Annotated in this window: 20 protein-coding genes; 10 read left to right on the top strand and 10 right to left on the bottom strand. The window is 75.1% G+C overall.

The features are described from left to right. Positions 1-19 precede the first annotated feature (19 nt). The 7 genes from recC to OHL10_RS00635 all read left to right on the top strand — a co-directional run bounded on the left by recC (position 20) and on the right by OHL10_RS00635 (position 12339). Complete coding sequence (gene recC, locus OHL10_RS00665) at positions 20-3421, top strand: exodeoxyribonuclease V subunit gamma (RefSeq protein ID WP_265520976.1); 3402 nt, start codon at positions 20-22, stop codon at positions 3419-3421. Continuing rightward, positions 3418-6876, top strand: a complete 3459-nt coding sequence (locus tag OHL10_RS00660) for a UvrD-helicase domain-containing protein (RefSeq protein WP_265520223.1) — start codon at positions 3418-3420, stop codon at positions 6874-6876. Before recC ends, OHL10_RS00660 begins: the two co-directional genes overlap by 4 nt. Continuing rightward, positions 6873-8891 (top strand): exodeoxyribonuclease V subunit alpha, encoded by a 2019-nt coding sequence (gene recD / locus OHL10_RS00655; protein ID WP_265520222.1) that lies wholly within the window; start codon positions 6873-6875, stop codon positions 8889-8891. Before OHL10_RS00660 ends, recD begins: the two co-directional genes overlap by 4 nt. A 42-nt stretch (positions 8892-8933) precedes the next feature. Further along, on the top strand, positions 8934-9992 hold the full coding sequence (locus OHL10_RS00650) for an LLM class flavin-dependent oxidoreductase (RefSeq protein ID WP_265520221.1): 1059 nt from the start codon (positions 8934-8936) through the stop codon (positions 9990-9992). A 10-nt stretch (positions 9993-10002) separates the two neighbouring features. Further along, positions 10003-10503 (top strand): DUF7832 domain-containing protein, encoded by a 501-nt coding sequence (locus OHL10_RS00645; protein WP_265520220.1) that lies wholly within the window; start codon positions 10003-10005, stop codon positions 10501-10503. A 26-nt stretch (positions 10504-10529) separates the two neighbouring features. Then, positions 10530-11354 (top strand): MBL fold metallo-hydrolase, encoded by an 825-nt coding sequence (locus OHL10_RS00640; protein ID WP_265520219.1) that lies wholly within the window; start codon positions 10530-10532, stop codon positions 11352-11354. A 61-nt stretch (positions 11355-11415) separates the two neighbouring features. Next, a complete protein-coding gene (locus OHL10_RS00635) occupies positions 11416-12339 on the top strand; it encodes an LLM class flavin-dependent oxidoreductase (RefSeq protein ID WP_265520218.1) in 924 nt (307 codons plus the stop codon). Positions 12340-12406: 67 nt separating this feature from the next. Here OHL10_RS00635 and OHL10_RS00630 read toward each other — a convergent pair whose 3' ends face one another. The 5 genes from OHL10_RS00630 to purS are packed head-to-tail and all read right to left on the bottom strand — an operon-like array spanning position 12407 to position 15515. Continuing rightward, positions 12407-13138, bottom strand: coding sequence for a M23 family metallopeptidase (locus OHL10_RS00630; protein WP_265520217.1), 732 nt, complete (start codon positions 13136-13138; stop codon positions 12407-12409). Positions 13139-13158: 20 nt separating this feature from the next. Further along, positions 13159-13443, bottom strand: a complete 285-nt coding sequence (locus tag OHL10_RS00625; protein ID WP_265520216.1) for a hypothetical protein — start codon at positions 13441-13443, stop codon at positions 13159-13161. 46 nt (positions 13444-13489) lie between these two features. Further along, a complete protein-coding gene (locus tag OHL10_RS00620) occupies positions 13490-14491 on the bottom strand; it encodes a GNAT family N-acetyltransferase (protein ID WP_265520215.1) in 1002 nt (333 codons plus the stop codon). Then, a complete protein-coding gene (gene purQ / locus OHL10_RS00615; protein ID WP_265520214.1) occupies positions 14488-15228 on the bottom strand; it encodes a phosphoribosylformylglycinamidine synthase subunit PurQ in 741 nt (246 codons plus the stop codon). Before purQ ends, OHL10_RS00620 begins: the two co-directional genes overlap by 4 nt. Further along, on the bottom strand, positions 15228-15515 hold the full coding sequence (gene purS / locus OHL10_RS00610) for a phosphoribosylformylglycinamidine synthase subunit PurS (RefSeq protein ID WP_265520213.1): 288 nt from the start codon (positions 15513-15515) through the stop codon (positions 15228-15230). Before purS ends, purQ begins: the two co-directional genes overlap by 1 nt. A 222-nt stretch (positions 15516-15737) precedes the next feature. Between purS and OHL10_RS00605 the strand changes: the two genes are divergently transcribed. Continuing rightward, entirely contained in the window at positions 15738-16091 is a 354-nt protein-coding gene (locus tag OHL10_RS00605; protein WP_265520212.1) for an HNH endonuclease signature motif containing protein, read from the top strand. On the opposite strand, the gene OHL10_RS00600 is transcribed toward OHL10_RS00605, so the two are convergent. Further along, entirely contained in the window at positions 16046-17023 is a 978-nt protein-coding gene (locus OHL10_RS00600) for a phosphoribosylaminoimidazolesuccinocarboxamide synthase (RefSeq protein WP_425498899.1), read from the bottom strand. The genes OHL10_RS00605 and OHL10_RS00600 overlap by 46 nt on opposite strands. Here OHL10_RS00600 and OHL10_RS00595 point away from each other — a divergent pair. Continuing rightward, positions 17022-18545, top strand: coding sequence for an AAA family ATPase (locus OHL10_RS00595; RefSeq protein WP_265520210.1), 1524 nt, complete (start codon positions 17022-17024; stop codon positions 18543-18545). The genes OHL10_RS00600 and OHL10_RS00595 overlap by 2 nt on opposite strands. Before the next feature lie 11 nt (positions 18546-18556). On the opposite strand, the gene purD is transcribed toward OHL10_RS00595, so the two are convergent. The 3 genes from purD to OHL10_RS00580 form a co-directional block, all read right to left on the bottom strand. Then, positions 18557-19870 carry a phosphoribosylamine--glycine ligase gene (gene purD / locus OHL10_RS00590; RefSeq protein ID WP_265520209.1) on the bottom strand — a complete coding sequence of 438 codons (1314 nt, stop codon included), beginning with the start codon at positions 19868-19870 and terminating at the stop codon, positions 18557-18559. A 90-nt stretch (positions 19871-19960) separates the two neighbouring features. Next, on the bottom strand, positions 19961-21247 hold the full coding sequence (locus OHL10_RS00585) for an adenylosuccinate synthase (RefSeq protein ID WP_265520208.1): 1287 nt from the start codon (positions 21245-21247) through the stop codon (positions 19961-19963). Between the two features lie 207 nt (positions 21248-21454). Continuing rightward, complete coding sequence (locus OHL10_RS00580; RefSeq protein ID WP_425498898.1) at positions 21455-21901, bottom strand: DUF3151 domain-containing protein; 447 nt, start codon at positions 21899-21901, stop codon at positions 21455-21457. 101 nt (positions 21902-22002) lie between these two features. Here OHL10_RS00580 and OHL10_RS00575 point away from each other — a divergent pair, with 101 nt between their 5' ends. Further along, entirely contained in the window at positions 22003-22365 is a 363-nt protein-coding gene (locus OHL10_RS00575) for an STAS domain-containing protein (protein WP_265520206.1), read from the top strand. Between the two features lie 34 nt (positions 22366-22399). Here the strand turns inward: OHL10_RS00575 and OHL10_RS00570 are convergent, their stop codons facing one another. Beyond that, positions 22400-24742 carry a SpoIIE family protein phosphatase gene (locus OHL10_RS00570; RefSeq protein ID WP_265520975.1) on the bottom strand — a complete coding sequence of 781 codons (2343 nt, stop codon included), beginning with the start codon at positions 24740-24742 and terminating at the stop codon, positions 22400-22402. Between the last annotated feature and the right edge of the window lie 109 nt (positions 24743-24851).

Raw genomic sequence — 24851 nt, 5'->3', positions numbered from 1 at the left:
GGGGTCCTCGTTGCTGCACGTGCACCGCTCCGAGCGCGCGGACGCGCTCGTGGCGCCCCTCGCCGCCGTGCTCGCCGACCTGCCCGCCGACCCGTTCACCCCCGACGTCGTCGCCGTGCCCACGCGAGGTGTCGAGCGGTGGCTCGCGCAGCGGCTCTCGCACCACCTGGGGGCCTCCGACGCCGTGTCCGGGGTGTGCGCGAACGTCGACTTCAGCGGGCCGCGGCGGCTGGTGGAGCAGGTCGTCGCCGACCTCACGGGGGTGGAGCCCGACGACGACCCGTGGCGGCCCGAGCGCCTCGCCTGGTCCGTGCTGGAGGTGCTCGACGCGCACCTCGACGAGCCGTGGGCCGCGCCGCTCGCGCGCTACGTCGGCGAGCCGGACGACGAGGTACGACGAGGGCGTCGCCTCACGCTCGCCCGGCGTGTCGCGGACCTCCTCGTCGACTACGCGCGGCAGCGGCCCGACGTCGTGCTCGCCTGGTCCGCCGGGGACACCTCCGTGGGCACGGCACCGGATGACCTGGCCTGGCAGCCCGAGCTGTGGCGCCGCCTGCTCGTCCGGGTCCCCGGGACGGACCCCGCCCGCCGCGTCGCCGACGCGGTGGACGCGTTGCGCGCCGACCCCGCCGTCGTGGACCTGCCCGCACGGCTGTCGGTGTTCGGCCCGACGCGGGTGCCGGAGGACGAGCTGCGGGTGCTGCGTGCCCTCGCCGAGCACCGCGACGTCCACCTGTGGCTGGTGCACCCCTCCCCCGGCCTGTGGGAGAAGGTCGCCGCGCACGCGGACGGTGCGCCCGAGACCCGGCCCCGCCGCGCCGACGTCCCGCCGCTCGCCCGGCACCCCTTCCTCGGGTCCACCGCGCGCGACGCGGTCGAGCTGCAGCTCCGGCTCGACGGGGCGGAGGTCACCCATCACCCGACGGCGGCGCCCCGGCCCACGCTGCTCGGCGCGCTGCAGTCCGCGCTGCGCGCCGACGAACCCGACGGCGCGCACGTCGTCGACCCTGCCGACCGGTCCGTGCAGGTGCTCGCCTGCCACGGCCGGGCGCGGCAGGTCGAGGTGCTGCGGGAGACGCTCGTCGGGCTCTTCGCCGCCGACGAGACGCTCCAGGCCCGTGACGTGATCGTGCTGTGCCCCGACATCGAGACGTTCGCCCCCCTCGTCACCGCGACGTTCGGCGCCGTCCCCGAGCTGGGCGACGACGCGCACCCCGGCCAGCGGCTGCGCGTCAGCCTCGCGGACCGCGGCCCCGGGACCACGAACCCCGTGCTCGGCCTGCTCGCAACCCTGCTCCGCCTCGCGGACGGACGCGTCACGGCGTCCGAGGTGCTGGACCTCGCGGCGAGCGCTCCCGTGCGACGCCGGTTCCGCTTCTCGGACGACGACGTGGACCGGCTGCGGCAGTGGGCCGTCGAGGCCGGGGTGCACTGGGGCGAGGACGGCGAGCGGCGGGAGCGGTTCGGCATCGACGCGCGGGTGCGGCAGGGCACGTGGGACGCGGCGCTCGACCGCATCCTGCTCGGGGCGGCGATGGCGGACGAGGACGCCCGGTTCGTCGGCCCGGCCTTGCCGCTCGACGACGTCGGCTCGACCGACGTCGACCTCGCCGGTCGCCTGGCCGAGCTCGTCGCCCGGCTGACCGAGGTGCTCCGCGCCCTGACGGGTGTGCACCCGCTCGGGCACTGGCTCGACGCGCTCGACCGGGCGCTCACCCTGCTCGCCGAGGCGCCCCCGACCGAGACCTGGCAGGTCGGCGCGGCACGCCGCGTGCTCGGGGACGTGCGGGCGAGCGGATCGGCGCACGGCGACGTGGAGCTACGGCTCGCCGACGTGCGTGCCGTGCTCGACGACCGGCTCGCCGGCCGGGCGACCCGTTCCGGGTTCCGCACGGGCGCGCTCACGGTGTGCTCGCTGGAACCCATGCGGTCGGTGCCGCACCGTGTCGTCTGCCTGCTCGGGCTGGACGACGGCGCGTTCCCCCGCACCGCTTCGCCCGCCGGCGACGACCTGCTCGCGCGACACCCGGAGATCGGTGAGCGCGACCCGCGCAGCGAGGACCGGCAGATCTTCCTCGACGCCGTCGCGGCCGCGGGTGACCACCTCGTCGTCGTGCACACGGGCGCCGACGAGCGCACCGGCGCACCGCGGCCCCCCGCCGTGCCGGTCGCGGAGCTGCTCGACGCGCTGGACCGGGTCGCGACGGTTCCCGGCGGCGGGCCGGTGCGCGAGCACGTGGTCGTCCGCCACCCGCTGCAGACCGTGGACGAGCGCAGCTTCACGCCGGGAGCCCTCGGCGTGCCCGGACCGTTCAGCCACGACGTCGCCGCGTTCGACGGGGCGCGCGCCGTACGGGGTGAGCGTCGAGCGGCCGGGGCGCTCGTCGCGGCACCGCTCGAGCTGCCGGTCGACCTGACGACCGACCCCGGCTCCGGTGCGGGCACCGGCACCAGCAGCGACGTGGAGCTCGACGACCTGGTCCGCCTCCTCGAGAACGCACCGCGGTGGTTCGCCCAGCACACGCTCGACGTCGGTCTCGTCGTCGACGCCGAGGACGTGGACGACCGTCTCCCGCTCGCCCTGACCGGGCTGTCCGGCTGGGGTGTCGGCGACCGTGTCCTGCGCGCCGCGCTCACCGGGGTGGACCCGGGCCGGGCGATGCAGGCCGAGTGGCGGCGCGGTCAGGTCCCGCCCCGCGAGCTCGGCCGGTCCGCGCTGCAGCGCGTCGTGCAGTCCGTGGGACCGCTCCGGGTCGCGGCCGTCGAGGCGGCGCGCGAGGCGGACGCCGCCGCGGGCCGCCCCGTGAGCCCCGACGTGCTGCGCTCCGGGGAGACGGTGGACGTCCGTGCCGCGCTGCCGGGCGGACGCACGCTCGTCGGCACCGTGCCGGGGGTGCACGGGCGGCGGGTCGTGCGCACCGAGTACTCGAGGCTCGGACCCAAGCACCGGCTGCGGGCGTGGGTGCAGGTGCTCGCCCTCGCCGCGAGCGACCCTGCTCAGCCGTGGGACGCGACGACGATCGGCCGCTCGTCCCGCGGCATGGACGTCGCCTGGTCGCAGGTCACCCCGCCGGACGCGGCGGCGGACCTGCTGGCCGACCTCGTCGCGCTCCGGGACGAGGCCGCCCGCGAGCCGCTGCCGTTCCTGCCCGAGGTGTCGCTGAAGTACGCGGAGGAGCGCCGCACCACGGACGCCCGGGACGCGCTCGTCCGCGCGGGCTGGCTGTGGGACAAGGGGTTCGAGCGCAAGGACCCCTACGTCGTCCTCGCCTGGGGCCGGGACGCCCCGCTGGCCGACGTCGGCGGCCAGGCGAGACCGGCGGACCTCGGCCGGCTCCCCGACGACCCGACCCGTCTCGGCGCCGTCTCGCGGCGCGTGTGGGACACCCTGCTGGAGAACGAGCGACGAGGTACTCGATGAGCGGCCCCGCCCCGGCGACCCCGGCCCGTCCCGGCACCTCCGCGTCGGGTGCCCCGCCCCGGCGCTTCGACCCGCACGGCGAGCTGCCCACCGGGACGGTGGTGCTCGAGGCGAGCGCCGGCACCGGCAAGACGCACACCATCGCCACGCTGACGACCCGCTACGTCGCCGAAGGCATCGCGGCGCTGCCGGAGATCATGCTCGTGACGTTCGGCCGCGCGGCGACGTCCGAGCTGCGCGACCGCGTCCGCGAGCGCCTGGTCGCCGCCGAGCGCGCGCTGCGCGCACCGGACGCGGCCGACGACCCGGACCCGCTCGTGGCGTTCCTCGCGGCGACGGACGACGAGGAGCTCGGGCGGCGCCGCGACCGGTTGCGGGTCGCGCTGTCCCAGCTCGACGCGGCGGCCATCACGACCACGCACGGCTTCTGCCAGCAGATGCTCACCGCGCTCGGGACCGCCGCCGACGTGGACCTCACCACGAGCTTCCTGCCGGACGTCGCCGACCTCGTCGAGGAGGTCTCGGACGACCTGTACGTGCGGTTGTTCGCGGACCAGGGCGAGCCGCCGCTCGCCCCGCAGGGTGTGCGTGACGTCGCGCGTGCCGCGGTGAGCAACCACGACGCGGTGCTCGCGCCCGACGACGCCCCGGTGGGTTCCGTGGGTGCCGTCCGCCGCGAGGTCGCCGGGGCGGCCCGTCGCGAGGTCGAGGCCCGCAAGCGGGCGATGCACCTGCTCGACTACGACGACCTGCTCGTCCTGCTGCGCCGGGCGCTGACGGACCCGGTGCACGGGGCGACCGCTGCCGAACGGGTGCGCAGCCGGTTCCGGGTCGTCATGGTGGACGAGTTCCAGGACACCGACCCGGACCAGTGGGAGATCCTGCGCACCGCGTTCCACGGGCACCGCACGCTCGTCCTCATCGGGGACCCCAAGCAGGCGATCTACGCGTTCCGCGGGGCGGACGTCGTGACGTACCTGCGGGCCGTGGACGACGCGCTGGACGTCGCGACCCTCAGCACGAGCTGGCGCAGCGACGGACCGTTGCTCACCGGGCTGCACGCGCTGCTGGGCGAGACTGCGCTCGGCGACCCGCGCATCGTCGTGCGGCCGGTCGAGCCGGCACACCCTGAGGCCCGGCTGGCGGGCGGGGCACCCGTGCGGCTGCGGCAGGTCACGCGCCGCGCCTTCCGCCTCTCCGGGTCGTCCGCGCCGTCGGCGCCCGACGCGCGGACGCTCCTCGCGGCGGACACCGCCGCCGACATCTCGCGCCGGCTCGGTGTCGACCGCATGCGGGACGGCGACGTGTGGCGCGGGCTCGAGCCGCGCGACGTCGCGGTGCTGGCCCGGACGAACGCGCAGGCCGAGGCCGTCCGGACCGCGCTCGTGGCGCTCGGCGTGCCGGCGGTCGTGTCGGGGCCGTCGAGCGTGTTCGGCTCCGCGGCGGCGCAGGACTGGCTCACGCTCCTCGCCGCGCTGGAGCAGCCCGGCCTGCACCGCCGGGCGACGGCGCTCGCCCTCACGCCGTTCGTCGGCTGGGACGCCCAGCGTCTGGCGACGGCCACCGACGCGGACCACGACGAGCTGAGCGACACGGTGCGTGCCTGGGCGCGGCTGCTCGCCGACCGGGGCGTGGCGGCCGTCGCGGAGGTCGCGGCGCGCCGCGGCGCGACCGCTCGGGTCATGGCCCGGGCCGACGGCGAGCGGTACCTCACGGACCTGCGGCACGTCACCCAGTCGCTGCACGAGGCCGCCAGCACGGAGTCGCTGGGCACGGCGGCGCTCACCGCGTGGCTGCGGGCGCGCATCGCGGAGGTCGGGACGGTGTTCAGCGACGAGCGGACCCGTCGCCTCGAGACCGACGCCGCCGCCGTGCAGGTGGTCACCGTGCACGGCGCGAAGGGCCTGGAGTTCGGGGTCGTGTACGTGCCGTTCGGCTGGGACCGCTACGAGCCCGACGACCAGGAGCTCTTCACCTTCCACGACGACCACGGGCAGCGGGTGCTGCACGTCGGGGGTGTCGGGTCCCCCGGGTTCGTCGACGCACGGTTGCGGTCGCGCGACGAGGAGCTGGGCGAGGACCTGCGCCTGCTGTACGTCGCGCTCACGCGGGCCCGGCACCAGGTGGTGGTGCACTGGACGCCGACCAAGCGCAACACCGCGTCCGGGCCGTTGACGCGGCTGCTGCTCGCGGACCGTCTGCTCGGCGGCGAGCCGGGCCGCTCCGCGCGCCCCGACGCGATGCGTGACGACGCCGTGCACGCCGCTCTCGAGGCCGTCGCCGCACGCTCGGGCGGGACCGTCGAGGTCGAGCAGGTCACCTCCCGGCCGAGGGGCGAGCGCTGGTCCCCCGGCGAGCGGCCGCAGACCCGGCTCGAGGTCGCGACCGGCGGTCACCTTCCGGACCGGGAGTGGCGGCGCGCGTCGTACTCCGCGCTCACCGCGGCCGCGCACCACGGACCGGTCGGCGGGATCGAGTCCGAGCCGGAGGACCCGGGCGTCCAGGACGAGCCGGAGGAAAGCAGCGCGGAGGACGCGCCCGCCGTCGGGGACCTCGCAGGCGGCGCCGACGACGTCGTCACACCCGGGACGGACCTGCCGTCCCCGTTCGAGGGGCAGCCGGGCGGCGCGGCGTTCGGCACGCTCGTGCACGAGATCCTCGAGTACGTCGACACGGCCGCGGACGACCTCGACGCAGAGCTCACGACCCGCTGCGCCCGGGCGGCGACGGTGCGGGTCCCCGGCGTCGAGCCCGTCGCCCTCGCCGAGGCGCTCGGCCTCGCGCTCCGCACCCCGCTCGGACCGGTCGCGGGAGGGCTCGCGCTCGCCGAGGTACACCCCCGGGACCGCCTCCCCGAGCTGGACTTCGAGCTGCCGCTCGCGGGCGGCGACGCGACGGCCGTCCGCCCGTCGACCCTGCGCGACCTCGCGGACGTGCTGCGCGACCACCTCGCCGCCGACGACCCGTTCGTCCGGTACCCCGACCTGCTGGCGGCCCTCGCCGACGAGTCGGCCGACGGGTCGCCCGCTGGTGGCGTCCCGCTGCGCGGGTACCTCACCGGGTCGATCGACGCCGTGCTGCGGGTGCCGGGTGAGGACGGGCGGCGCCGCTACCTCGTCGTCGACTACAAGACGAACCGCGTCGGCCCGCCCGGGGTGCCGCTGACCGTCGGGCACTACCACCCCGAGGCGACCCGGGACGCGATGCTCGCCTCCCACTACCCGTTGCAGCTCGTGCTCTACCTGGTGGCGCTGCACCGGTTCCTGCGGTGGCGCCTGCCCGACCACGACCCCGACCGCGACCTCGCGGGCGGCGCGTACCTGTTCGTGCGTGGCATGGCCGGCCCGAGCACACCCGTCGGGCCCGACGGCGCCCCGTACGGTGTCGTCGCGTGGACGCCTCCGCCCGGGCTCGTCGCCGCCGTGTCCGCCCTGCTCGACGGAGGCCGTCCATGATCCCCACCGGCACGCCCGTCCCCACCGGACCGGCCGCACCCGCGGCCGCACCCGCGTCCTTGCCGGTTGCCGCGCCGGACGAGGGCGACCCGCGGCTCGCGGTCGGTGTCCCCGCCTGGCTCGGGCAGTTCAACACCGCAGGTGTGCTGTCCGCGACCGACCTGCGGGTCGCGCTGCGCCTCGGGCGGCTCACGGGCGAGCACGAGGACCAGGTGCTGCTCGCCGTCGCGCTCGCGGTGCGCGCGCTGCGCAGCGGGTCGGTCTGCGTACGGCTGGACGACCTCGGCTCCCTGCGGCTGCCCGAGGACGAGGAGGCCGTGCGCACCGCCGAAGACCTGCCGTGGCCCGAGACGGCACCGTGGACCGAGATGGTCGCCCGGAGCCCGCTCGTCGCGGACGGGGTGGACGGTCCGGCCGACCGGCCCGCCCGCTGGGTCGACGGCATGCTCTACCTGGACCGCTACTGGCGGGACGAGCTCGCGGTCCGCCACGACGTCGACGGCCGGCTCGCGGCGCCGGACCTGCCCGTCGACGACGACCGCCTGGCCACCGCCCTCGCCCGCGTCTTCCCCTCGGAGCGGGACTCCCGGCAGTGCCTCGCCGCCGCGCACGCCGCGCACCGGCGCCTCACGGTGCTCACGGGTGGGCCCGGCACGGGCAAGACGACGACGGTCGCCCGCCTGCTCGCCGTCCTGCACGACGCGGCCGGCCCGGTCATCGGTCCCGCCGGGGGTCCCGGAGACAGGGCCGGCGACGCGCACGGCCTGCGGGTCGCGCTCGCCGCGCCGACGGGCAAGGCCGCGGCGCGGCTGCAGGAGGCGGTGCGCGACGTCGTGGCCCGCTTCGACGACCCCGCCGACCGCGAGCGCGTCGGGGCTCCCGTCGCCTCGACGCTGCACCGGTTGCTCGGGTACCGCCCGGGCAGCACGACGAGGTTCCGGCACGACGCGCACCACCACCTGCCGCACGACGTCGTCGTGGTCGACGAGACCTCGATGGTCGCGCTGCCGCTCATGGCGCGGCTGCTCGAAGCGCTGCGCCCCGACGCCCGGCTCGTCCTCGTCGGCGACCCGGACCAGCTCGCGTCCGTCGAGGCGGGCGCCGTGCTGGGCGACCTGGTGAACCGTCCCCGGGTCGTGGCCGCGCCGACGTCCACGACGATCCGTACCGTGGCGGCGGGCGCCCTCGCGGACGCCCCCGAGCCGTCCGAGGGCGAGGTCGACGACCGGTCGGCGCTGGGCAACGGCGTCGTGCGCCTGCGGACGGTCCACCGCCAGGACAGCGACTCGGCGATCCTGCCGCTGGCCGAGGCGATCCGGCGCGGGGAGGCCGACACGGTCCTCGACCTGCTGCGGGCGCAGCACACCTCCGTGGAGTTCTTCGAGACTCCCGACGGCGAGCCCGACGAGCCCGCGCTCGCCGCAGTCCGCGGCGACGCCGTCGCGGCCGGCGGTCTCCTGGTCGCCGCCGCCCGGGCGGGCGACGCCCCCGGAGCGCTCGCGGCGCTCGCCCAGCACCGGGTGATGGTCGCGCACCGCCGCGGCCCCGCAGGTCGCAACCGCTGGGCCGCCCAGGTCGAGGCCTGGGTCGAGGAGGTCACGGACCGCCCCGCGACGGACACCCCGTGGGTCGCGGGCCGGCCGCTGCTCGTCACGACCAACGCCCCGGACGTCGGGCTCTACAACGGCGACACGGGGGTCCTCGTCGCCGAGGGCGACGGTGTGGTCGCGGTCTTCGGCGACCCGGACGCGCCCGTGCGGGTCCGCACGCACCGCCTGCCGCCCGTCGAGTCGGTGCACGCGATGACGGTGCACCGTGCCCAGGGCAGCCAGTTCCGCCGGGTCACGCTCCTGCTCCCGCCCGCGACGTCGCCGCTCCTCACGCGCGAGCTGCTGTACACGGCGGTCACGCGCGCCCAGGACGCGGTGCGGGTGGTGGGCAGCGAGGCCGCGGTGCGGGCCGCCGTCGGGCACCCGGTGCGCCGCGCGAGCGGGCTGCGCGAACCGCTGCGCTGATGCGCCGGAATGCGGCGGCGCGGCAGACCGTTGACCCAGGCGATGAACACCACGCCTGCCCCCGGTCCTCGCCTGTCCGTCCTCGACCTCGTCCCGGTGCGTGCCGGGCAGACCAGCGCGCAGGCGCTGACCGCCTCGCTCGACCTCGTGCGCCTCGCCGACCGCCTCGGGTACACCCGCTACTGGTTCGCCGAGCACCACAACATGCCGGCGGTCGCCGCGTCGACTCCCCCGGTGATGATCGCCGCCGCCCTCGCGACGACCGAGCGGATCCGGGTGGGCTCGGGCGGGGTCATGCTGCCCAACCACGCGCCGCTCGTCGTCGCCGAGCAGTTCGCCGCCCTCGAGGCCATCGCCCCGGGCCGCGTGGACCTGGGCCTCGGGCGCGCCCCCGGCAGCGACCCGGTGGTCACGCAGCTCCTGCGCGCGACCGGCCCGACGGCGGACGTCGACCGGTTCCCGCAGCACGTCACCGACATCATGGCGCTCATGAGCCCCGACGGCGCGCAGCTGCGCCTGACCAGCGGGCAGGTCTACGACGTGCGCGCCACCCCCGCCGCGGACGGCTCCCCCACGGTGTGGCTGCTCGGTTCGAGCGACTACTCGGCGCGGCTCGCGGCCGAGCTCGGCCTGCCGTACGTGTTCGCGAACCACTTCTCCGGCGCCGGGATCGAGCAGGTGCTCGCGCTCTACCGCGACGGCTACAACCCGAGCGAGGCGCACCCGGAGCCCCGCACGTTCCTCACCGCGAACGTGTCGGTCGCCCGGACCGCCGAGGAGGCGTACGCGCGCGCCCTGCCGCAGCTGCGCCTCATGACGCGCCTGCGCACCGGCCGCCCCCTGGGCGCGCTCGAGTCCGTCGAGGCGGCACAGGCGGGCGAGGTCGACTCGCTCACCGCCGAGATGATCGCGGACACCGCGTCGGCCTGGATCATCGGCGACCCCGACGAGGCCGCGGCGGAGCTGCGCCGGCTCGCCCAGCGGCACGGGGTCGAGGAGGTCATGGTCGTCCCCGTCGCGGGCTCGCGCGAGGACGAGCCCCTCGACGCCACGCCGGGACGCACCCAGACGCTCGAGCTGCTCGCCGCCGCACTCGGGTAGCGTCACGGGCATGACGTACGACGACGTGGCCTGGCACACCGAGGACGACTTCCCGGCCGACCTGCCCCCGGAGGCCGCGGCCACCCACATCGGGCTGTTCCTCGCGTGGGCAGTGTTGTCGGGTCATGCGTCCGACCGGCTGCTCGACGAGCTGGCCGACGACGTCGCAGCCCTGCGCGAACGCGCCACCACGGGCGCCCGGCTCGTGCTCGCCCTGGACGGCGCGCTGACCGACGACGCGCTCACCGACGTCGGCAACGCGTTCGCCGCGGCGTACTACGCCGGCGGGGACGGTGACACGGACGGTGACCCGGAGAGCGACGACGATGCCGGCGGGCTGTACCTCGAGGACTACGTCGACGCGCTGAGCCCGGAGGACGGCGTGGCCACCGACGTCTACCGCGTGCCGGACACGTGGGACAGCTACGACCAGGTCGCGCCCCTCATCGACGCCCGCTTCGCGCAGTGGGACGAGGCCGGACGGCCGGCGGTCCTGCGGCACGGGGCCTGAGCGGCCCGGCTGCACGCCGGAGACCCATGCGGACGCCGCCGACCGGTCCCGCCCCGACGCCCGTGACCCGGCTCGTTACCGTCGTGCGCGCGGACAACCCGGGGCCCATGACCCTCGACGGCACACGCTCCTACCTCGTGGCCGCGCCGGGGAACGCCGGGCGCGTGGTCGTGGACCCCGGGCCCGACGACGTCGTGCACCTCGAGCGCCTGGCCTCCGGTGCGCGGGTCGAGCTCGTGCTCGTCACGCACCGGCACGCCGACCACACCGGGGGCGCGGCCCGCCTGCACGCCCGCACGGGTGCGCCGGTCCGGGCCGCGGACCCCGCGCACTGCCACGGCGGGCGGCCGCTGACCGGCGGCGAGGTGATCGAGGCGGCGGGCGTGCGCATCGAGGTGCTCGCCACCCCCGGTCACACGGCCGACTCGGTCTGCTTCGTCCTGCCCGACGACGGCCCGTCGGCGAGCGTGCTCACGGGCGACACGGTCCTGGGTCGGGGCACGACCGTGCTCGCCGAGCCGGACGGGTCGTTGCGCGACTACCTGGCGAGCCTGGACCGGCTCGAGGCCCTCACCCGGCCGGAGGGGCCCGCCGTGGTCGGGCTGCCCGGCCACGGACCGGCCGTCGAGGACCTCGGCGAGAAGGTCCGTGCCTACCGTGCGCACCGTCTCGAGCGCCTCGACCAGGTGCGTGCGGTGCTCGTGGCGCAGGGGGTGGACGCGAGCGCGCCCGGCGCGGTGGACCTGGTCGTCGCGCACGTCTACGGGGACGTCGACCCCTCGGTGCGGGGCGCCGCGCGGCAGAGCGTCACCGCCCAGCTCGTCTACCTGCGCGGTACCGGCGCGCCGTGACGTGCGCGGTGACAAACGTGGTGACGAACGTGGTGTCGGAGGCTCCGTGCACGATGAGCGGATGACGACGACGCAGTCTGAACCCCTCGCCTCACCGCCGACCCCCCGCCTCGGGGTGGTCTTCGCCCCCACGTGGCCGCCCGAGCGGTTGAGGTCGCTCGCGACGACGGCCGAGGCGGCGGGGCTGGACGAGCTGTGGGTGTGGGAGGACTGCTTCAAGGAGAGCGGCGTGGCCTCGGCCGCGGCGGCGCTCGCGTGGACGGAACGGATCCACGTCGGGATCGGCCTCATGCCCGTGCCCCTGCGCAACGTCGGGATCGCCGCGATGGAGATCGCGACGCTCGCGCGGATGTTCCCCGGCCGGTTCTCCGCGGGGATCGGGCACGGCGTGCAGGTATGGATGGGTCAGGTGGGTGGGCGGGTCGACTCGCCGCTCACGCTGCTCACCGAGCACACCGAGGCGCTGCGCCGGCTGCTCACCGGGGAGAAGGTGACCGTCTCGGGACGCTACGTGCACCTCGAGGACGTCCAGCTCGACTGGCCGCCGGACCCCCGGCCCGCGCTCTACCTGGGGGGCTCCGGCCCGAGGACGCTGGAGCTGGCGGGGCGGCTCGGTGACGGGGTGCTGCTGACGACGGCGCTCACCGACGACGAGGTCCGGTGGGCCTGCGAGACCGCGCTGGGCGTCGAGCCCGACGGCCGCTGGACACCACCTGGGATGGTCCGGGACGTCCTCGCGACCCAGATCGCGGCGACCGGACCCGGTGCGCAGGCGCGCGTCGACGCCGAGGCGACCCTGTGGGGCAAGTCGGCGGGTGCCGGGATCGGGGTCGCCGGCGACGCCGACGAGATCGCCCGCTCGGTGCAGCGTCTCGTCGCGAGCGGTGCGACCGCGGTCGCGATCCAGCCGACCGCGGACGAGCCCGACCTGGAGGGCTTCGTCGAGTTCCTGGGCCGCGAGGTGCGACCGCTCCTGCAGGGATGACGGCCCACCGGCACCGTCCCCTGGGCGGAGCCGTGCCGCCGTGAGGTGACGTGAGGAGCCGGTCAGGTCAGGCGTGCTCGCGCGCTGCGGAGGGCAGCGGCTCGACGAGCGCGCCCTCGCCCGGGATCCCGGCCGCGCGGGTGTGCCACTCCCGCGCGCGGCGTGGCCGCTCCCGGAACTGACGGAAGGTCATGGGCACACCGCGGGCGACCGAGAAGTCAGCGTCGTCCATGACCTGGACGTGCACGTGCGGCTGGGTCGAGTTGCCGGAGCTGCCGCACTCCGCGAGGACCTGTCCCGCGGTGACCTCCTCGCCGATGCCGACCCGCATCGAGCCCGACCGCAGGTGCGCCAGGGCGACCAGACCTCGGCCCCCGCCCAGGGCCATCACCAGGTGGTTGCCCGCGACCGTGCCCACCCCCGCGCGGACACGTGACGCCTGACCCAGCATGTAGGGCACCAGCGCGAGCTGGGACCGGCGGCCCTCGTGGTCGACCTCACCGTCGTGCGCCGCGACGACCGTGCCGTCGGCGGGTGCGAGGATCGGGCGGCCATAGGCGTAGAACCGCTCCGCGGGCTCGGCGGCGAGGAACGTCCGCCAGTCCCGCTGCCGGGCGGTCCGCCGGTCCGCGCGGTCGGTCACGTCGATGCTGTCGTCGTCACCACCGTCGACCCCGACGAAGTCGATGGCGTAGCGCTCTCCCCACAGGTCGGACCCGTGGCTGGGGACACGCCGCGCCGGACTGTTCCTCGCCAGCCATCGGCCGGCGAACGGGAGCGAGAGCACGACCTCGTCCACGGTCCCACCCAGCCCGTCGGCTACCGCCGGACGGGCTCTGCGCGTCGTGCGGGACGCACGTGCAGGGCTGCCGCGGTCCCGGCGACGAGCGCCACCCCGGCCGCGGCGAGCAGCAGCGGGAGGTTGGGTGCGGTCTCCAGCAGCTCGTGCAGCGCCGCCTGGACACCGCCCTGCTCCGCCACGCGCGCCTCGAGCTGGGCTGCGGCCGCGCCCCACGACCCGGGGAACCGCGCGCCGAGGCCGATGAGGGCGTCGACGGCGTCGTAGAGAGGGACGACGGGCGCTGCAGAGGCGACGGTGATCACGACTTGATCTTAGTGGGGCGAATCGTCACCAAGGGGGTGACAGACGTCATGAGTTCGGCAGGTTCTTGGCGAAGCACAGTGCGATCGTGCTGCCCTCGTACGGCGGGAACGGGCGCACCGGCCGGTACCCGAGAGACCGGTAGAGGGTGATCGCGGCGGGCTGCCGGATCCCGGTCTCCAGGAGGAGCCGGCGCAGCCCGCGCTCCCGCGCCGCCCGCTCGGCGGCGGCCATGAGCTCCCGGGCGGCACCGCTACGACGCCCACGGGGCACCACGAAGAGCTTCTTGACCTCGGCCGCACCGGCCGGCGCACCGGGCTCCGGACGGCGCAGCGCGACCGTCCCGACCGGCTCACCGTCCCGGTACGCGACGAAGGCCACGAGGACCTCCCGCCCGAGGTCGGCGTCGTCCGCCTCGAACCCACCCCGCGCGGCGAGGTACTCCACGACCTCCGGGTACAGCACCTGGCTCGAGGTCTCGGACATCTCCCGCCGCAGCGCGGTCGCGTCCGGGTCGTCCCACGGGACCTCGCGCACCTCGACCGGTACGGGCAGCTCCTTGGCGAAGCAGCGCGAGTCGGCCTCCTCCGCGTAGGCGCCGTACCGCTCGATGGGAAGGTAGCCGAGCGCGAGGTAGAGCCCGATCGCCTCGTGCTGCAGCGTCCCCGTCTCCAGGACGAGGGTGCGCAGGCCCGCGGCGGACGCCCGCCGCTCGAGCTCGGCCATCAGCGCGCGCGAGAGCCCGCGACCGCGGTGCTCCGGGGCCACGAAGACCCGCTTGACCTCACCCGTCGCGGGTGGGTGCACGCCGCCGCGCCCGTCGGGCGAGCCGGAGACGTCGCGCACGGTCCCGCAGCCCGCGGCCTGCTCACCGAGCCGCAGGAGCACGGTCGCGACGACCGCCGACGGTTCGATCGTGTCCCCGACGTCGCTGGTGCCCAGGTCCACGCCGTACAGCGCGGAGAGCTCGACCTGCTGGATCTCGCGCAGGTGCGTGGCCTCGGGGTCGTTCCAGTCGACGTCGTGCAGGACGACGGATGCCGTGCTCACGCGCGGACGAGGGACCCGAGGACCGAGGTGAAGAAGCCGAGACCGTCCGTGCCGGCCCGCGGGCCGGACGCGGAGGCGGTCCCGAACCCTGCCTCGACGGCGTGCTCGGGGTGCGGCATGAGCCCGACGACGTTGCCCGCCGCGTTGCTGATGCCGGCGATCCCGCGGCGCGAGCCGTTCGGGTTCCAGCCGTCGTAGCGGAAGACCACGCGGCCCTCCGCCTCGAGCTCGTCGAGCGTGCGGTCGTCGGCGACGAACTGACCGTCCTGGTTCTTCAGCGGGATCGTGATCCGCTGTCCCTGGGCGTAGTCGCGCGTCCAGGCGGTGTCCGCGTTCTCGACGACGAGGACCTGGTCGCGGCACAGGAAGTGCAGGTGGTCGTTCTTGATCATCGACCCGGGCAGCAGGTGCGCCTCGGTGAGGATCTGGAAGCCGTTGCAGATGCCGAGGACTGGCAGCCCGCCGCGGGCGGCGTCCACGAGGGACTCCATGACGGGTGCGAAGCGGGAGATCGCGCCGGCGCGCAGGTAGTCGCCGTAGGAGAACCCGCCGGGGAGCACCACCGCGTCGACGCCGTGCAGGTCGGCGTCGGCGTGCCACAGGGACACGGCCTCGCCGCCGGCGAGGCGCACCGCCCGTGCGGCGTCGCGGTCGTCCAGCGTGCCGGGGAACGTGATGACACCGACCTTGACCGCGCTCAGCGCGGTCGCGTCCGTCGTGGCGAGCGGCGCGGTCATCAGGCGAGGCCCTCGGAGGTGACCGTCCCGGCCGAGTCGGTGACGGCGTCGGCCACGCGGACCACGTCCTCGATGACCGGGTTGCTCAGCACCTTGATCGCGGCCTCCTGGGCGGCGGCGAGGACCTCGGGGGTCACGTCGCCCTCGACCTCGAGCTCGAACCGCTTGCCCTGGCGCACGGACGTGAACTGGGTGAAGCCGAGCCGGGGCAGGGCGCCGACGACGGCCTTGCCCTGCGGGTCCAGGATCTCGGGCTTGGGCATGACCTCGACGACAACGCGTCCCACGGGGGCTCCTTGCGGACGTGACGGGCGCCGCGACCTCCGGGGCAGGTCTGCGGCGGTGCCGCGGAGGCCCGATTCCCCGGAAGCTCGACGGCGAAGTTTCCGGCGCCGAGTCTACCCGCTCGCGCCCTCGCCGCTGTCGGTGTCTCGCCGTAGTCTCGTCCATGATCGAACAGGCGTTCGAATCGTCCGTCCGAGGGATCACCCACGCAGAGGAGTCCGGCCATGCACGAGCCACCCGGTGCACCACCGCGCCCGTCGTCCACCACGATCGCGCGGGTGCTGGCCCGCGACCGCACGTGCACGTTCCCGGGGTGCACGGTCGCGGCGTTCCGTTGCGACGTCGACCACGTCGTCCCACCCGACCCCCGCGCGCCCGGCACGGACGAGCTCGTCGCGGCGGGGAACCTCATCGCGCTGTGCCGGCACCACCACGTCGTCCGGGCCCGCACCGGGTGGCGGCCCGCGCTCACCGCCGCCGGGGAGGTGCGCTGGACCGCGCCGAGCGGGCACGTCTACGCCCGGGCGCGCGCTCAGGCCAGCGGGGCGCCCGTCAGCCGCTCGTACGCCTCGAGGTAGCGGGCGCGGGTGCGCTGCACGACGTCGGCGGGCAGGTCCGGCGGCGGCGCGTCACCCGCGCGGTCCCAGCCCGAGGCGTCGGAGGTGAGCCAGTCGCGGACGTACTGCTTGTCGAAGCTGGGCTGCGCGTGCCCCGGCTCCCACTCGTCCGCGGGCCAGAACCGGGAGGAGTCCGGGGTGAGGACCTCGTCCCCGAGGACCGTGGACCCCGTGCTCGGGTCGACGCCGAACTCGAGCTTGGTGTCCGCGAGGACGACGCCGCGCTCGCGCGCGATCTCCTCGGCACGGGCGTAGACGGCGAGCGTCAGGTCGCGCAGCCGGGTCGCGGCGTCGAGACCGACCTGCTCGGCCACGACCTCGAAGCTGACGTTCTCGTCGTGCTCCCCCACCGCGGCCTTGGTCGCGGGGGTGAAGATCGCCTCCGGCAGGCGCGACCCGTCGACGAGCCCGTCGGGCAGCGGCACCCCGCACACGTTCCCGCCGGCCCGGTACTCGACCAGGCCGGAGCCGGTGAGGTAGCCGCGCACCACGCACTCGACGGGGAACATCTCCAGCCGGCGGCAGATCATCGCGCGCCCGGCGACGACGTCGGGCACCAGACCGTCGCCGGGCTCGGCGCTCGGGGTGGTGCTCACCACGTGGTTCGGCACGAGGTCGGCGAGCTGGTCGAACCACCACAGGCTGAGCTGCGTGAGCACGACGCCCTTGTCCGGGATGCCCGGGGAGAGCACGTGGTCGTAGGCGCTCACCCGGTCGCTCGCGACGACCAGCACGACGTCGCCGAGGGGGTGCACTCCACCGAGCGCGGGCAGGTCCGGCTCGTACAGGTCGCGGACCTTGCCGGAGTACACGTGCCGCCACCCGGGCAGCTCGAGGGCGGACGTGTCGAGGGCGTCGTGGCTGTCGGTCACGACCACTAGTGTCCCATCCATGGACCGCACCCCCGGCGCCCCCTCGACCACGCCCGCCGACACCACGGCGGCACCCGAGACCTCGGCCACCGCGCTCGACAGCCGGACGACGGCGTTCCTCGACACCTTCAGCGGCTTCATGGAGGCCGTGAACCAGCACGCCCAGCAGCGCGCTACACAGGGCCGGCGGACCGTCGCCGAGCTGCTCGCGGACCATCTCGGGGTCCCTCCGCAGGAGCTGGCCGTGCTCACCGAGACCATGTCCCCGCTGCGCACGGTCGACGCGGACGTCGCCCTCGAGGCCGTCGTCACCCGGCACGGCGGCGGCGAGGTCGTCGGCATCGGCGGCGGCGAGCAGCGTCGGCACACCTCCCTGTCCGAGATGGTGGAGCAGTCCGGCATGTGGCAGCAGTTCCCCGTCGGAGCGGTCGACTACGCCCGCTCCGCCACCGGGCCCGACAGCGAGCGGCGGGTGATCGCGTTCGGGCTGCACCTCTTCCGGTTCCGCGACGTGCCGGTCGCGGTCCTGGAACGCGCGCCGAGCCCGCAGCACGGCACCCCGGGGTCGCTCGAGGTGATGTCACCGGACGAGGAGACCGGGCTCGTCCTGCTCACCGAGCTGCGCGAGGCCATGATCGAGCACAGCGTCCTGCGCGGGCAGGTCGTCGGTTTCACCACCTCCGAGTACGAGCCGACGGCCGGTGGCATGACGTTCCTGCGGCGGCTGCCCGTCGCGGCCGAGGACGTCGTGCTCCCGCCCGGGACGCTGGAGCGGATCGAGCGGCAGGTCCTCGGCGTCGCCCGGCACCGCGAGCGGCTGCTGGCCGCGGGCCAGCACCTCAAGCGGGGCGTCCTGCTCTACGGGCCGCCCGGGACCGGCAAGACGCACACCGTCCGCCACCTCACCGGCGCGAGCCCGCAGACCACCGTCATCGTCCTCGCCGGGACGTCGCTGCGGCTCGTCGGCCTCGCGGCAGAGACCGCCCGCGCGCTGCAGCCCGCCATGATCGTGCTGGAGGACTGCGACCTCATCGCGGAGGACAGGTCCTTCCACGACGGCCCGCAGCCCTTGCTGTTCGAGGTGCTCGACGCGATGGACGGGCTGGGGCCGGACGCCGACGTGGCGTTCCTGCTCACCACCAACCGGGCCGACCTCCTCGAACGGGCCCTCGCCCAGCGTCCCGGCCGGGTCGACCTCGCCGTCGAGATCCCGCTGCCGGACCTCCCCGCGCGGCGCCGGCTCTTCGAGCTCTACCGGGGCGATCTCGGCTTCGGTACCGCCGCGCTCGACGACGCCGCGGGGCGCACCGACGGCGTCACGGCGTCGTTCGTCAAGGAGGTGATCCGCCGTGCGGTGCTCGTCGCGGCGGAGGCGGGGCACGACGTCGGCGACGAGGACCTCGCCGCGGCCGTCACCGAGATGACCGCGGAGGCGGAGCGGATCACCCGGTCGCTGCTGGGCGGCAGCGCGCACCTGCTCGACGAGGAGATCTTCACCGACGGCTTCGAGGGCTGGGAAGGACCCGACGACACGGAGGACTGAGTCCCGCGGGGTCAGCCTGCGAGCTCGACCTCGCCGGCGGCGGCCTTCGCCGCGATGTCGGTGCGGTGGTGCGAACCCGGCAGCACGACCTGGTCGACGCCCGCATAGGCGAGGCGCCGCGCGTCGGCGAGGTCGCTGCCCCGTGCGACGACCGACAGCACGCGGCCACCGGCGCTGACGAGCGTGCCGTCGCCGTCGCGTGCCGTGCCGGCGTGCAGGACGTGCACCCCCGCGAGCGCCTCGGCGTCGGCGATACCCGTGATCGGGTCCCCGCTGCGCACGGTCCCCGGGTAGCCGTGGGACGCGACGACCACGGTGACGGCCGCGTCGTCGTGCCAGCGCAGCCGGGGGAGGTCGGCGAGCGCACCGCGCGCCGCGGCGAGCAGGACGGTGGACAGCGGCGTCGCGAGACGCGTGAGGACGACCTGCGTCTCCGGGTCGCCGAACCGGGCGTTGAACTCCACGACGCGTGTGCCGCGGCTGGTGAGCGCGAGGCCGACGTAGAGCACGCCGGCGAACGGGGTGCCGCGACGGGCCATCTCCTCGATCGTCGGCTGCGCGATGCGCGTGACGACCTCGTCGGTCAGGCCCTCCGGCGCCCAGGGCAGGGGGCTGTAGGCGCCCATGCCGCCCGTGTTGGGGCCGGCGTCGTCGTCGAGGGCGCGCTTGAAGTCCTGCGCCGGGGCGAGCGGGACGACCGTGGATCCGTCGCTGAGGCAGAAGAGCGACACCTCGGGGCCGTCGAGGTACTCCTCGACGACCACCTGTGCCTCACCGTCAGCGGCGGCGCGCGGCGTCGCGAAGCAGGCTGCGGCGTGCTCGAGCGCCGCCTGCCGGTCGTCGGTCACGACGACGCCCTTGCCCGCGGCGAGACCGTCGTCCTTGACGACGTACGGCGCACCGAACGCGTCGAGCGCGTCGGCGACCTGGTCGACGTCGCTGCACACGTGCGCGAGCGCCGTCGGGACCGACGCCGCGGCCATGACGTCCTTCGCGAACGCCTTCGAGCCCTCGAGGCGGGCGGCCTCGGCGCCGGGGCCGAAGCACGGGATCCCGGCGGCGCGCACGGCGTCGGCGACCCCGGCGACGAGCGGCGCCTCCGGTCCGACGACCACGAGCTCCGCACCGATCGAGGTGGCCAGGGCGGCGACGGCCTCCCCGTCGAGCGCGTCCACGGGGTGGAGGGCCGCCACCTCACCGATCCCGGGGTTGCCGGGCGCGGCGTGCAGCTCGTGCGCCCCACCGGCCGAGGTACCGGCCTCGGCGGCGAAGGAGTGGACGATGGCGTGCTCGCGGGCACCCGAACCGATGACGAGGATCTTCACGGGAGCCGAGTCTACCGACGGTGCTCCCGCGGCCCACCGCCGTCTCGGCGCACGAACCCCCGCCCGCGTCCGCGGGCGGGGGTCCGCCGGTCAGTGCAGCAGGTCGTGGAGCGGGATGATCGCGTCACGCTGCGGGCCGACACCGATCGCGGAGATGCGCGTACCGGACATCCCTTCGAGCGCACGGACGTACCGCTGGGCGTTCACGGGCAGGTCGTCGAACGAGCGGGCGCCGGAGATGTCCTCCCACCAGCCGTCGAGCTCCTCGAAGATCGGCTTCGCGTGGTGGAACGCCGTCTGGTCGGTCGGCATCTCGTCGTACCGGACGCCGTCGACGTCGTACGCGACGCAGACCGGCACCTTCTCCAGGCCCGTGAGGATGTCGAGCTTCGTCAGCACGAGGTCGGTGATCCCGTTGACCCGGGTCGCGTAGCGGGCGATCACCGAGTCGTACCACCCGCAGCGGCGCGCGCGGCCGGTGGTGACGCCGTACTCGCCGCCGGTCTTCAGCAGGTACTCGCCCATGTCGTCGAACAGCTCGGTGGGGAACGGCCCCTCCCCGACGCGCGTCGTGTAGGCCTTGACGACGCCGATGACGGAGCTGATGCGCGTGGGCCCCACACCCGAGCCCGTGAGCGCGCCGCCCGCGGTCGCGTTGGACGAGGTGACGAACGGGTAGGTGCCGTGGTCGACGTCGAGCATCGTGGCCTGGCCGCCCTCGAACAGGACGGTCTTGTCCTCGTCGAGGGCCTTGTTCAGCACGAGCGAGGTGTCCGCGACCATGGGCTTGATGCGGTCCGCGTACTGCAGCAGCTCGTCCACGGTCTCGTCGACCGTGATCGCGCGCCGGTTGTAGACCTTGACCAGCAGGTGGTTCTTCTGGTCGAGGGCACCCTCGATCTTCTCCGCGAGGATCTTCTCGTCGAACAGGTCCCACATGCGAATGCCGACACGGTTGATCTTGTCGGCGTACGCCGGCCCGATGCCACGACCGGTCGTACCGATGCGGCGCTTGCCGAGGAACCGCTCGCTCACCTTGTCGATCGTGCGGTGGTAGCCCGCGATGACCTGGGCGCTGCCCGAGACGAGCAGCTTCGAGACGTCGACGCCGCGCGAGACGAGGTCGTCCAGCTCCTGGAAGAGGACCTCGATGTCCACGACCACGCCGTTCGCGATCACCGGGGTCACCCCGGGCGACAGGATGCCCGACGGGAGCAGGTGCAGCGCGTACTTCTCGTCACCGATGACGACCGTGTGGCCGGCGTTGTTGCCACCGTTGAACTTCACCACGTAGTCGACGCGGGACCCGAGCAGGTCCGTCGCCTTTCCCTTGCCTTCGTCGCCCCACTGGGCACCGACGAGCACCACGCCTGGCATGGATTCCCCACTTTCACACTGCCTGGTCCTCGGGCCGGTCCGGTGCGACGCGCGCTCGTGGGGCGCCACGGGGATCCTGCTCGACGGCGGATCCACCACGGGCCCGAGGGGCACCCGGGCGGCAGTCACCCGGGAACCGCGACGAGTTTACCCGTCATTGACCAACCACCCCAGCGGCACACGCAGGAGTGATACCGGGACCGTGGGTCAGCGCAGCGCGCGGACCTCGTCGGCCGAGGTCCCGGAGTCGACGAGGAACGTCGTGCACCGGGTCGCCTCGTCCACCTCGCCGATCGCGTCGGCCGCCTCCGCGAGCGCGAGGAGCGCGCGCAGGAAGCCCTGGTTCGGCACGTGCGTGGCGGGGATCGGCCCCTGGCCGCGCCACCCGGCGCGGCGCAGCGCGTCCAGGCCGCGGTGGTACCCGGTGCGCGCGTAGGCGTACGCGGCGACCGGGTCGTCGTCGGCGAGCGCGGCCTCGGCGAGCAGCGCCCAGGCGTACGACGACGCGGGGTACCGGCGGGCGCCGTCCTCGGCGGACGTCCCGGCATCGGTCGCGGTCCGCACCGACGCGTCGGGCTCGTCGGGCAGGTGGACCGGGTCGGGGCCCGACAGCAGGTTGCGCGTGGGCTGGGCGGGAGTGCTCGCGTCGGTCATACGAGCCATTCTGGCAGGCCTGGGCGGTCCGGGCGGCGCCCGGCCCGGTGGGCACCCGCGACCGTGTGCATGCAGGGGGCGCGCCGCTTACGCTCATAGGCATGATCGAGATCGCAACGTCCCCGGCGACGACCACGCTCGTCATCGCCGGAGACCTGGATCTCGCGGAGCGCGACCAGTTCCCCGAGATCGCCGCCCGCGTCGTCGGACTGCGCCGCCAGCTCCTGGTGATCGACATGTGCCGGGTGACGTTCATGGACTCGACCGGGGCGGCGTTCCTCATCTCGCTCGCCGACTCCGGTCGCAAGCGGGGCGGAGCGACCGTCTTGCGCGGCTGCGACGCCCGCGACCTCTTCGTCCTCGAGGTGTGCGGGGCGCTCGAGCTCTTCCGCATCGACGGCGACCACCGCTGCGAGCCTGCCACCCCGCCGACGGGCTTCGCCGCCAACGGCGCGACCGACTGACGGTCCCGAGCGGCCCGTCCAGAGCAGACCGTCCCTAGCGGTCCGTACCCTCCGGGGCATCGGTGTCGTCGGTGTCGCGGGTGGCGTCGATGCCGTCCGGCTTGCCCAGGGGCGACGGGCGCAGCCGAGCCCACACGAGCTTGCCCGACCCGGCGGGGCGCCAGCCCCAGTCCGCGAGCCGCTCGACGATCTGCATCCCGAACCCGCCCATGCGGTTGGGGTGTCCGTCGGTCGTGACCGGGGGCGCGGGGTTGGAGTCCTCCACCTCGACGCGCAGCCCGTCACCTGTGTCGAACAGCCGCAGCGCGATGTGACCCCACCCGTGCAGCACACCGTTGGCGACGAGCTCCGAGACGACGAGCTCCGCGTTCGCGCTGTCGCCCAGGTCCCACGCCTGACAGGTGCGCAGCACGGCGTGCCGCGCCCGGCCGATCGACGCCGCCTCGCTGGGCAGCAGCCACCGGCGGCTGCGCGGGCTCAGCGCGGTGGCGTGCGCGTCGGTCGCCGGGTCCGGGATCCGCAGGACGACGAGCGCGACGTCGTCCTCCGGCGCGTCGGCGAGGCGGGAGAGCAGCTCCTCCCCGATCCCGGCGGCGTCGATGGCGGTGATCGCGGCGGACGCGTCGACCAGGGCGTCGAGGCCGACCCGCAGCGCGCGGTCGCGGCGCTCGATGAGCCCGTCGGTGTAGAAGAGCAGGACGTCGCCCGGCAGGAGCTCCTCCCGGGCCGTCGCACGCTTCGTGGAGCCGAACCCGATGAGCGCGCCACCGGCGTCGTTGAGCTGCGTCACCTCGCCACCCCGCAGGAGCAGCGGCGGCAGGTGGCCCGCCCGGGTGTACTCGATCGCCCAGCGCTCAGGGTGCAGGTCGTCACCTGACCCCGACGTGTCCTGCGAGTCGGGCGCAGCGCCGGTCGGCGTGCCGCTCGGGTCGTCGGTGGCGACGTCGTCCGGCAGCAAGGCCACGGTGCGGACCAGGCTCGCGTACACGAGGCTCGCCGACCGCGGGATGCGCATCCCCTCGACGAGCTGGTCCACCCGCTCGAGGACGGGCCCGGGCGTCGTGAGCTCGTACGCGTACGACCGCACGACCGACCGCAGCTGCCCCATCGCGGCGGCCGCCTCGACGTCGTGGCCCACGACGTCGCCGATGACGAGCCCAACGACGTCGGGCGTGATCTGCAGGACGTCGTACCAGTCCCCGCCGACCTGGGCGTGCTCGGAGTTGGGTGCGTAGTACGTCCAGACGTCCAGGCCGGTCACGTCGGCCTGCTCGGGCAGCATGGCGCGCTGCAGCGTCTCGGCGAGCCGGTGCTCGCGGGCGTAGAGCCGCACGTTGTCGATCGCTACCCCGGCGCGGCGCGCGATGACCTGCAGGACGGTCGCGGTGCTCGCCTCGCGCGCGGCGGCCTGCGCCGCGGCCTCCTGGTCGTGCTCGGCGTCGACGGGCGCGAGCCCGGTGACGACGGGGCTCGTCACGAGCAGGCCGAGCACACGCCGACGCCCCGGGATGGCGTGCACCGAGACCACGTCGGGGAAGCCCGACAGCACGCCGAGCCGGTGCCGGACGTCGCGCGCGATCCACCCGGAGGCCGACCACTGCGGGTAGCTCCTCGTCAGGTCGAGGTGGACCGGGCCGTCGACGGTCCCGTCGAGCAGCTCCTGCACCGCGTCGCGGTGGTCGTCGTACCCGGCCGGGGCCTCCGCCGAGGCGTCCTGGGCGGTGATCGCGTCCCCGAGGGCGTCCGTCTGCGCCGTGTGCTTGATCGCGGGGCCGGCCGGCATGTGACGGCCGTGCCGCGTCCCGCGTCCGCTCGGCGGTGTCGCGACGTCGACGCCCTCGGCGAACCGCAGGCCGTCGTCGTTGAGGTAGAAGCCGGCCCAGCCGACGATGACACCCTCGAGGTGCTCGCAGATCTCCCGGAGCGCGAACGGGTACTCGAGGTCGTTGAGCAGGTCGGACGAGCGCGCGATGAGGTCGAGCCCGACGCGCTCGCGCCGCTCCAGCTCGAACGACGCCACCTGCGCGGCGTACCGCTCCAGGTGCTCCGAGACGTCCGCGGTCACACCGACCCAGTGCGTGATCCGACCGTCCGCGTCGCCGAGAGGGGCGAGCGAGAGCTGGCTCCACACGGGCGTCCCGTCGCGCCGGAAGCTGCGGACCGTGTGCGTGACCTCGAGGCCCGCGTCGACCGAGGCGCGCAGGCCGTCGGCCCCCCGCGGCTCCGACAGCAGGTGCATGAGCATGTCCGGGCTGCGGCCCACGACCTCGTCGAACGCGTAGCCGGTCTCGCGGGTGAACGCCTCGTTCACCCAGACGATCGGCATCCCCTCCTCGCGCGTGCCGGTGATGAACATCGGCGTGCCGGCGCGCTCCATGGCGAGCGTCCGCACGTCGCGAGGGTCACCGGGCAGGCCGGGGTGAGGTGAGGACGCTGCACCGGTCTCATGGTGCGCGCCGAGGCTCGACGAGCCGGTCACTTTCACC

It is taken from the genome of Oerskovia flava, from assembly GCF_026163685.1.
In the GTDB taxonomy this organism is placed as follows: domain Bacteria; phylum Actinomycetota; class Actinomycetes; order Actinomycetales; family Cellulomonadaceae; genus Oerskovia_A; species Oerskovia_A flava.
Note: the sequence above shows the minus strand (reverse complement) of the source record. Positions and strands in the feature narration are given on the sequence as shown.

What these genes read in the sequence shown, in the direction of transcription:
- OHL10_RS00570 (WP_265520975.1), bottom strand. Translation starts at nt 24,742, where the DNA reads ATGGAGCGCGCCGGCACGCCGATGTTCATCACCGGCACGCGCGAGGAG.
- OHL10_RS00580 (WP_425498898.1), bottom strand. Translation starts at nt 21,901, where the DNA reads ATGACCGACGCGAGCACTCCCGCCCAGCCCACGCGCAACCTGCTGTCG.
- OHL10_RS00605 (WP_265520212.1), top strand. Translation starts at nt 15,738, where the DNA reads ATGCACGAGCCACCCGGTGCACCACCGCGCCCGTCGTCCACCACGATC.
- OHL10_RS00650 (WP_265520221.1), top strand. Translation starts at nt 8,934, where the DNA reads ATGAACACCACGCCTGCCCCCGGTCCTCGCCTGTCCGTCCTCGACCTC.
- OHL10_RS00635 (WP_265520218.1), top strand. Translation starts at nt 11,416, where the DNA reads ATGACGACGACGCAGTCTGAACCCCTCGCCTCACCGCCGACCCCCCGC.
- OHL10_RS00640 (WP_265520219.1), top strand. Translation starts at nt 10,530, where the DNA reads ATGCGGACGCCGCCGACCGGTCCCGCCCCGACGCCCGTGACCCGGCTC.
- OHL10_RS00595 (WP_265520210.1), top strand. Translation starts at nt 17,022, where the DNA reads ATGGACCGCACCCCCGGCGCCCCCTCGACCACGCCCGCCGACACCACG.
- purQ (WP_265520214.1), bottom strand. Translation starts at nt 15,228, where the DNA reads ATGACCGCGCCGCTCGCCACGACGGACGCGACCGCGCTGAGCGCGGTC.
- OHL10_RS00645 (WP_265520220.1), top strand. Translation starts at nt 10,003, where the DNA reads ATGACGTACGACGACGTGGCCTGGCACACCGAGGACGACTTCCCGGCC.
- OHL10_RS00585 (WP_265520208.1), bottom strand. Translation starts at nt 21,247, where the DNA reads ATGCCAGGCGTGGTGCTCGTCGGTGCCCAGTGGGGCGACGAAGGCAAG.
- OHL10_RS00600 (WP_425498899.1), bottom strand. Translation starts at nt 17,023, where the DNA reads ATGGATGGGACACTAGTGGTCGTGACCGACAGCCACGACGCCCTCGAC.
- OHL10_RS00575 (WP_265520206.1), top strand. Translation starts at nt 22,003, where the DNA reads ATGATCGAGATCGCAACGTCCCCGGCGACGACCACGCTCGTCATCGCC.
- recD (WP_265520222.1), top strand. Translation starts at nt 6,873, where the DNA reads ATGATCCCCACCGGCACGCCCGTCCCCACCGGACCGGCCGCACCCGCG.
- OHL10_RS00660 (WP_265520223.1), top strand. Translation starts at nt 3,418, where the DNA reads ATGAGCGGCCCCGCCCCGGCGACCCCGGCCCGTCCCGGCACCTCCGCG.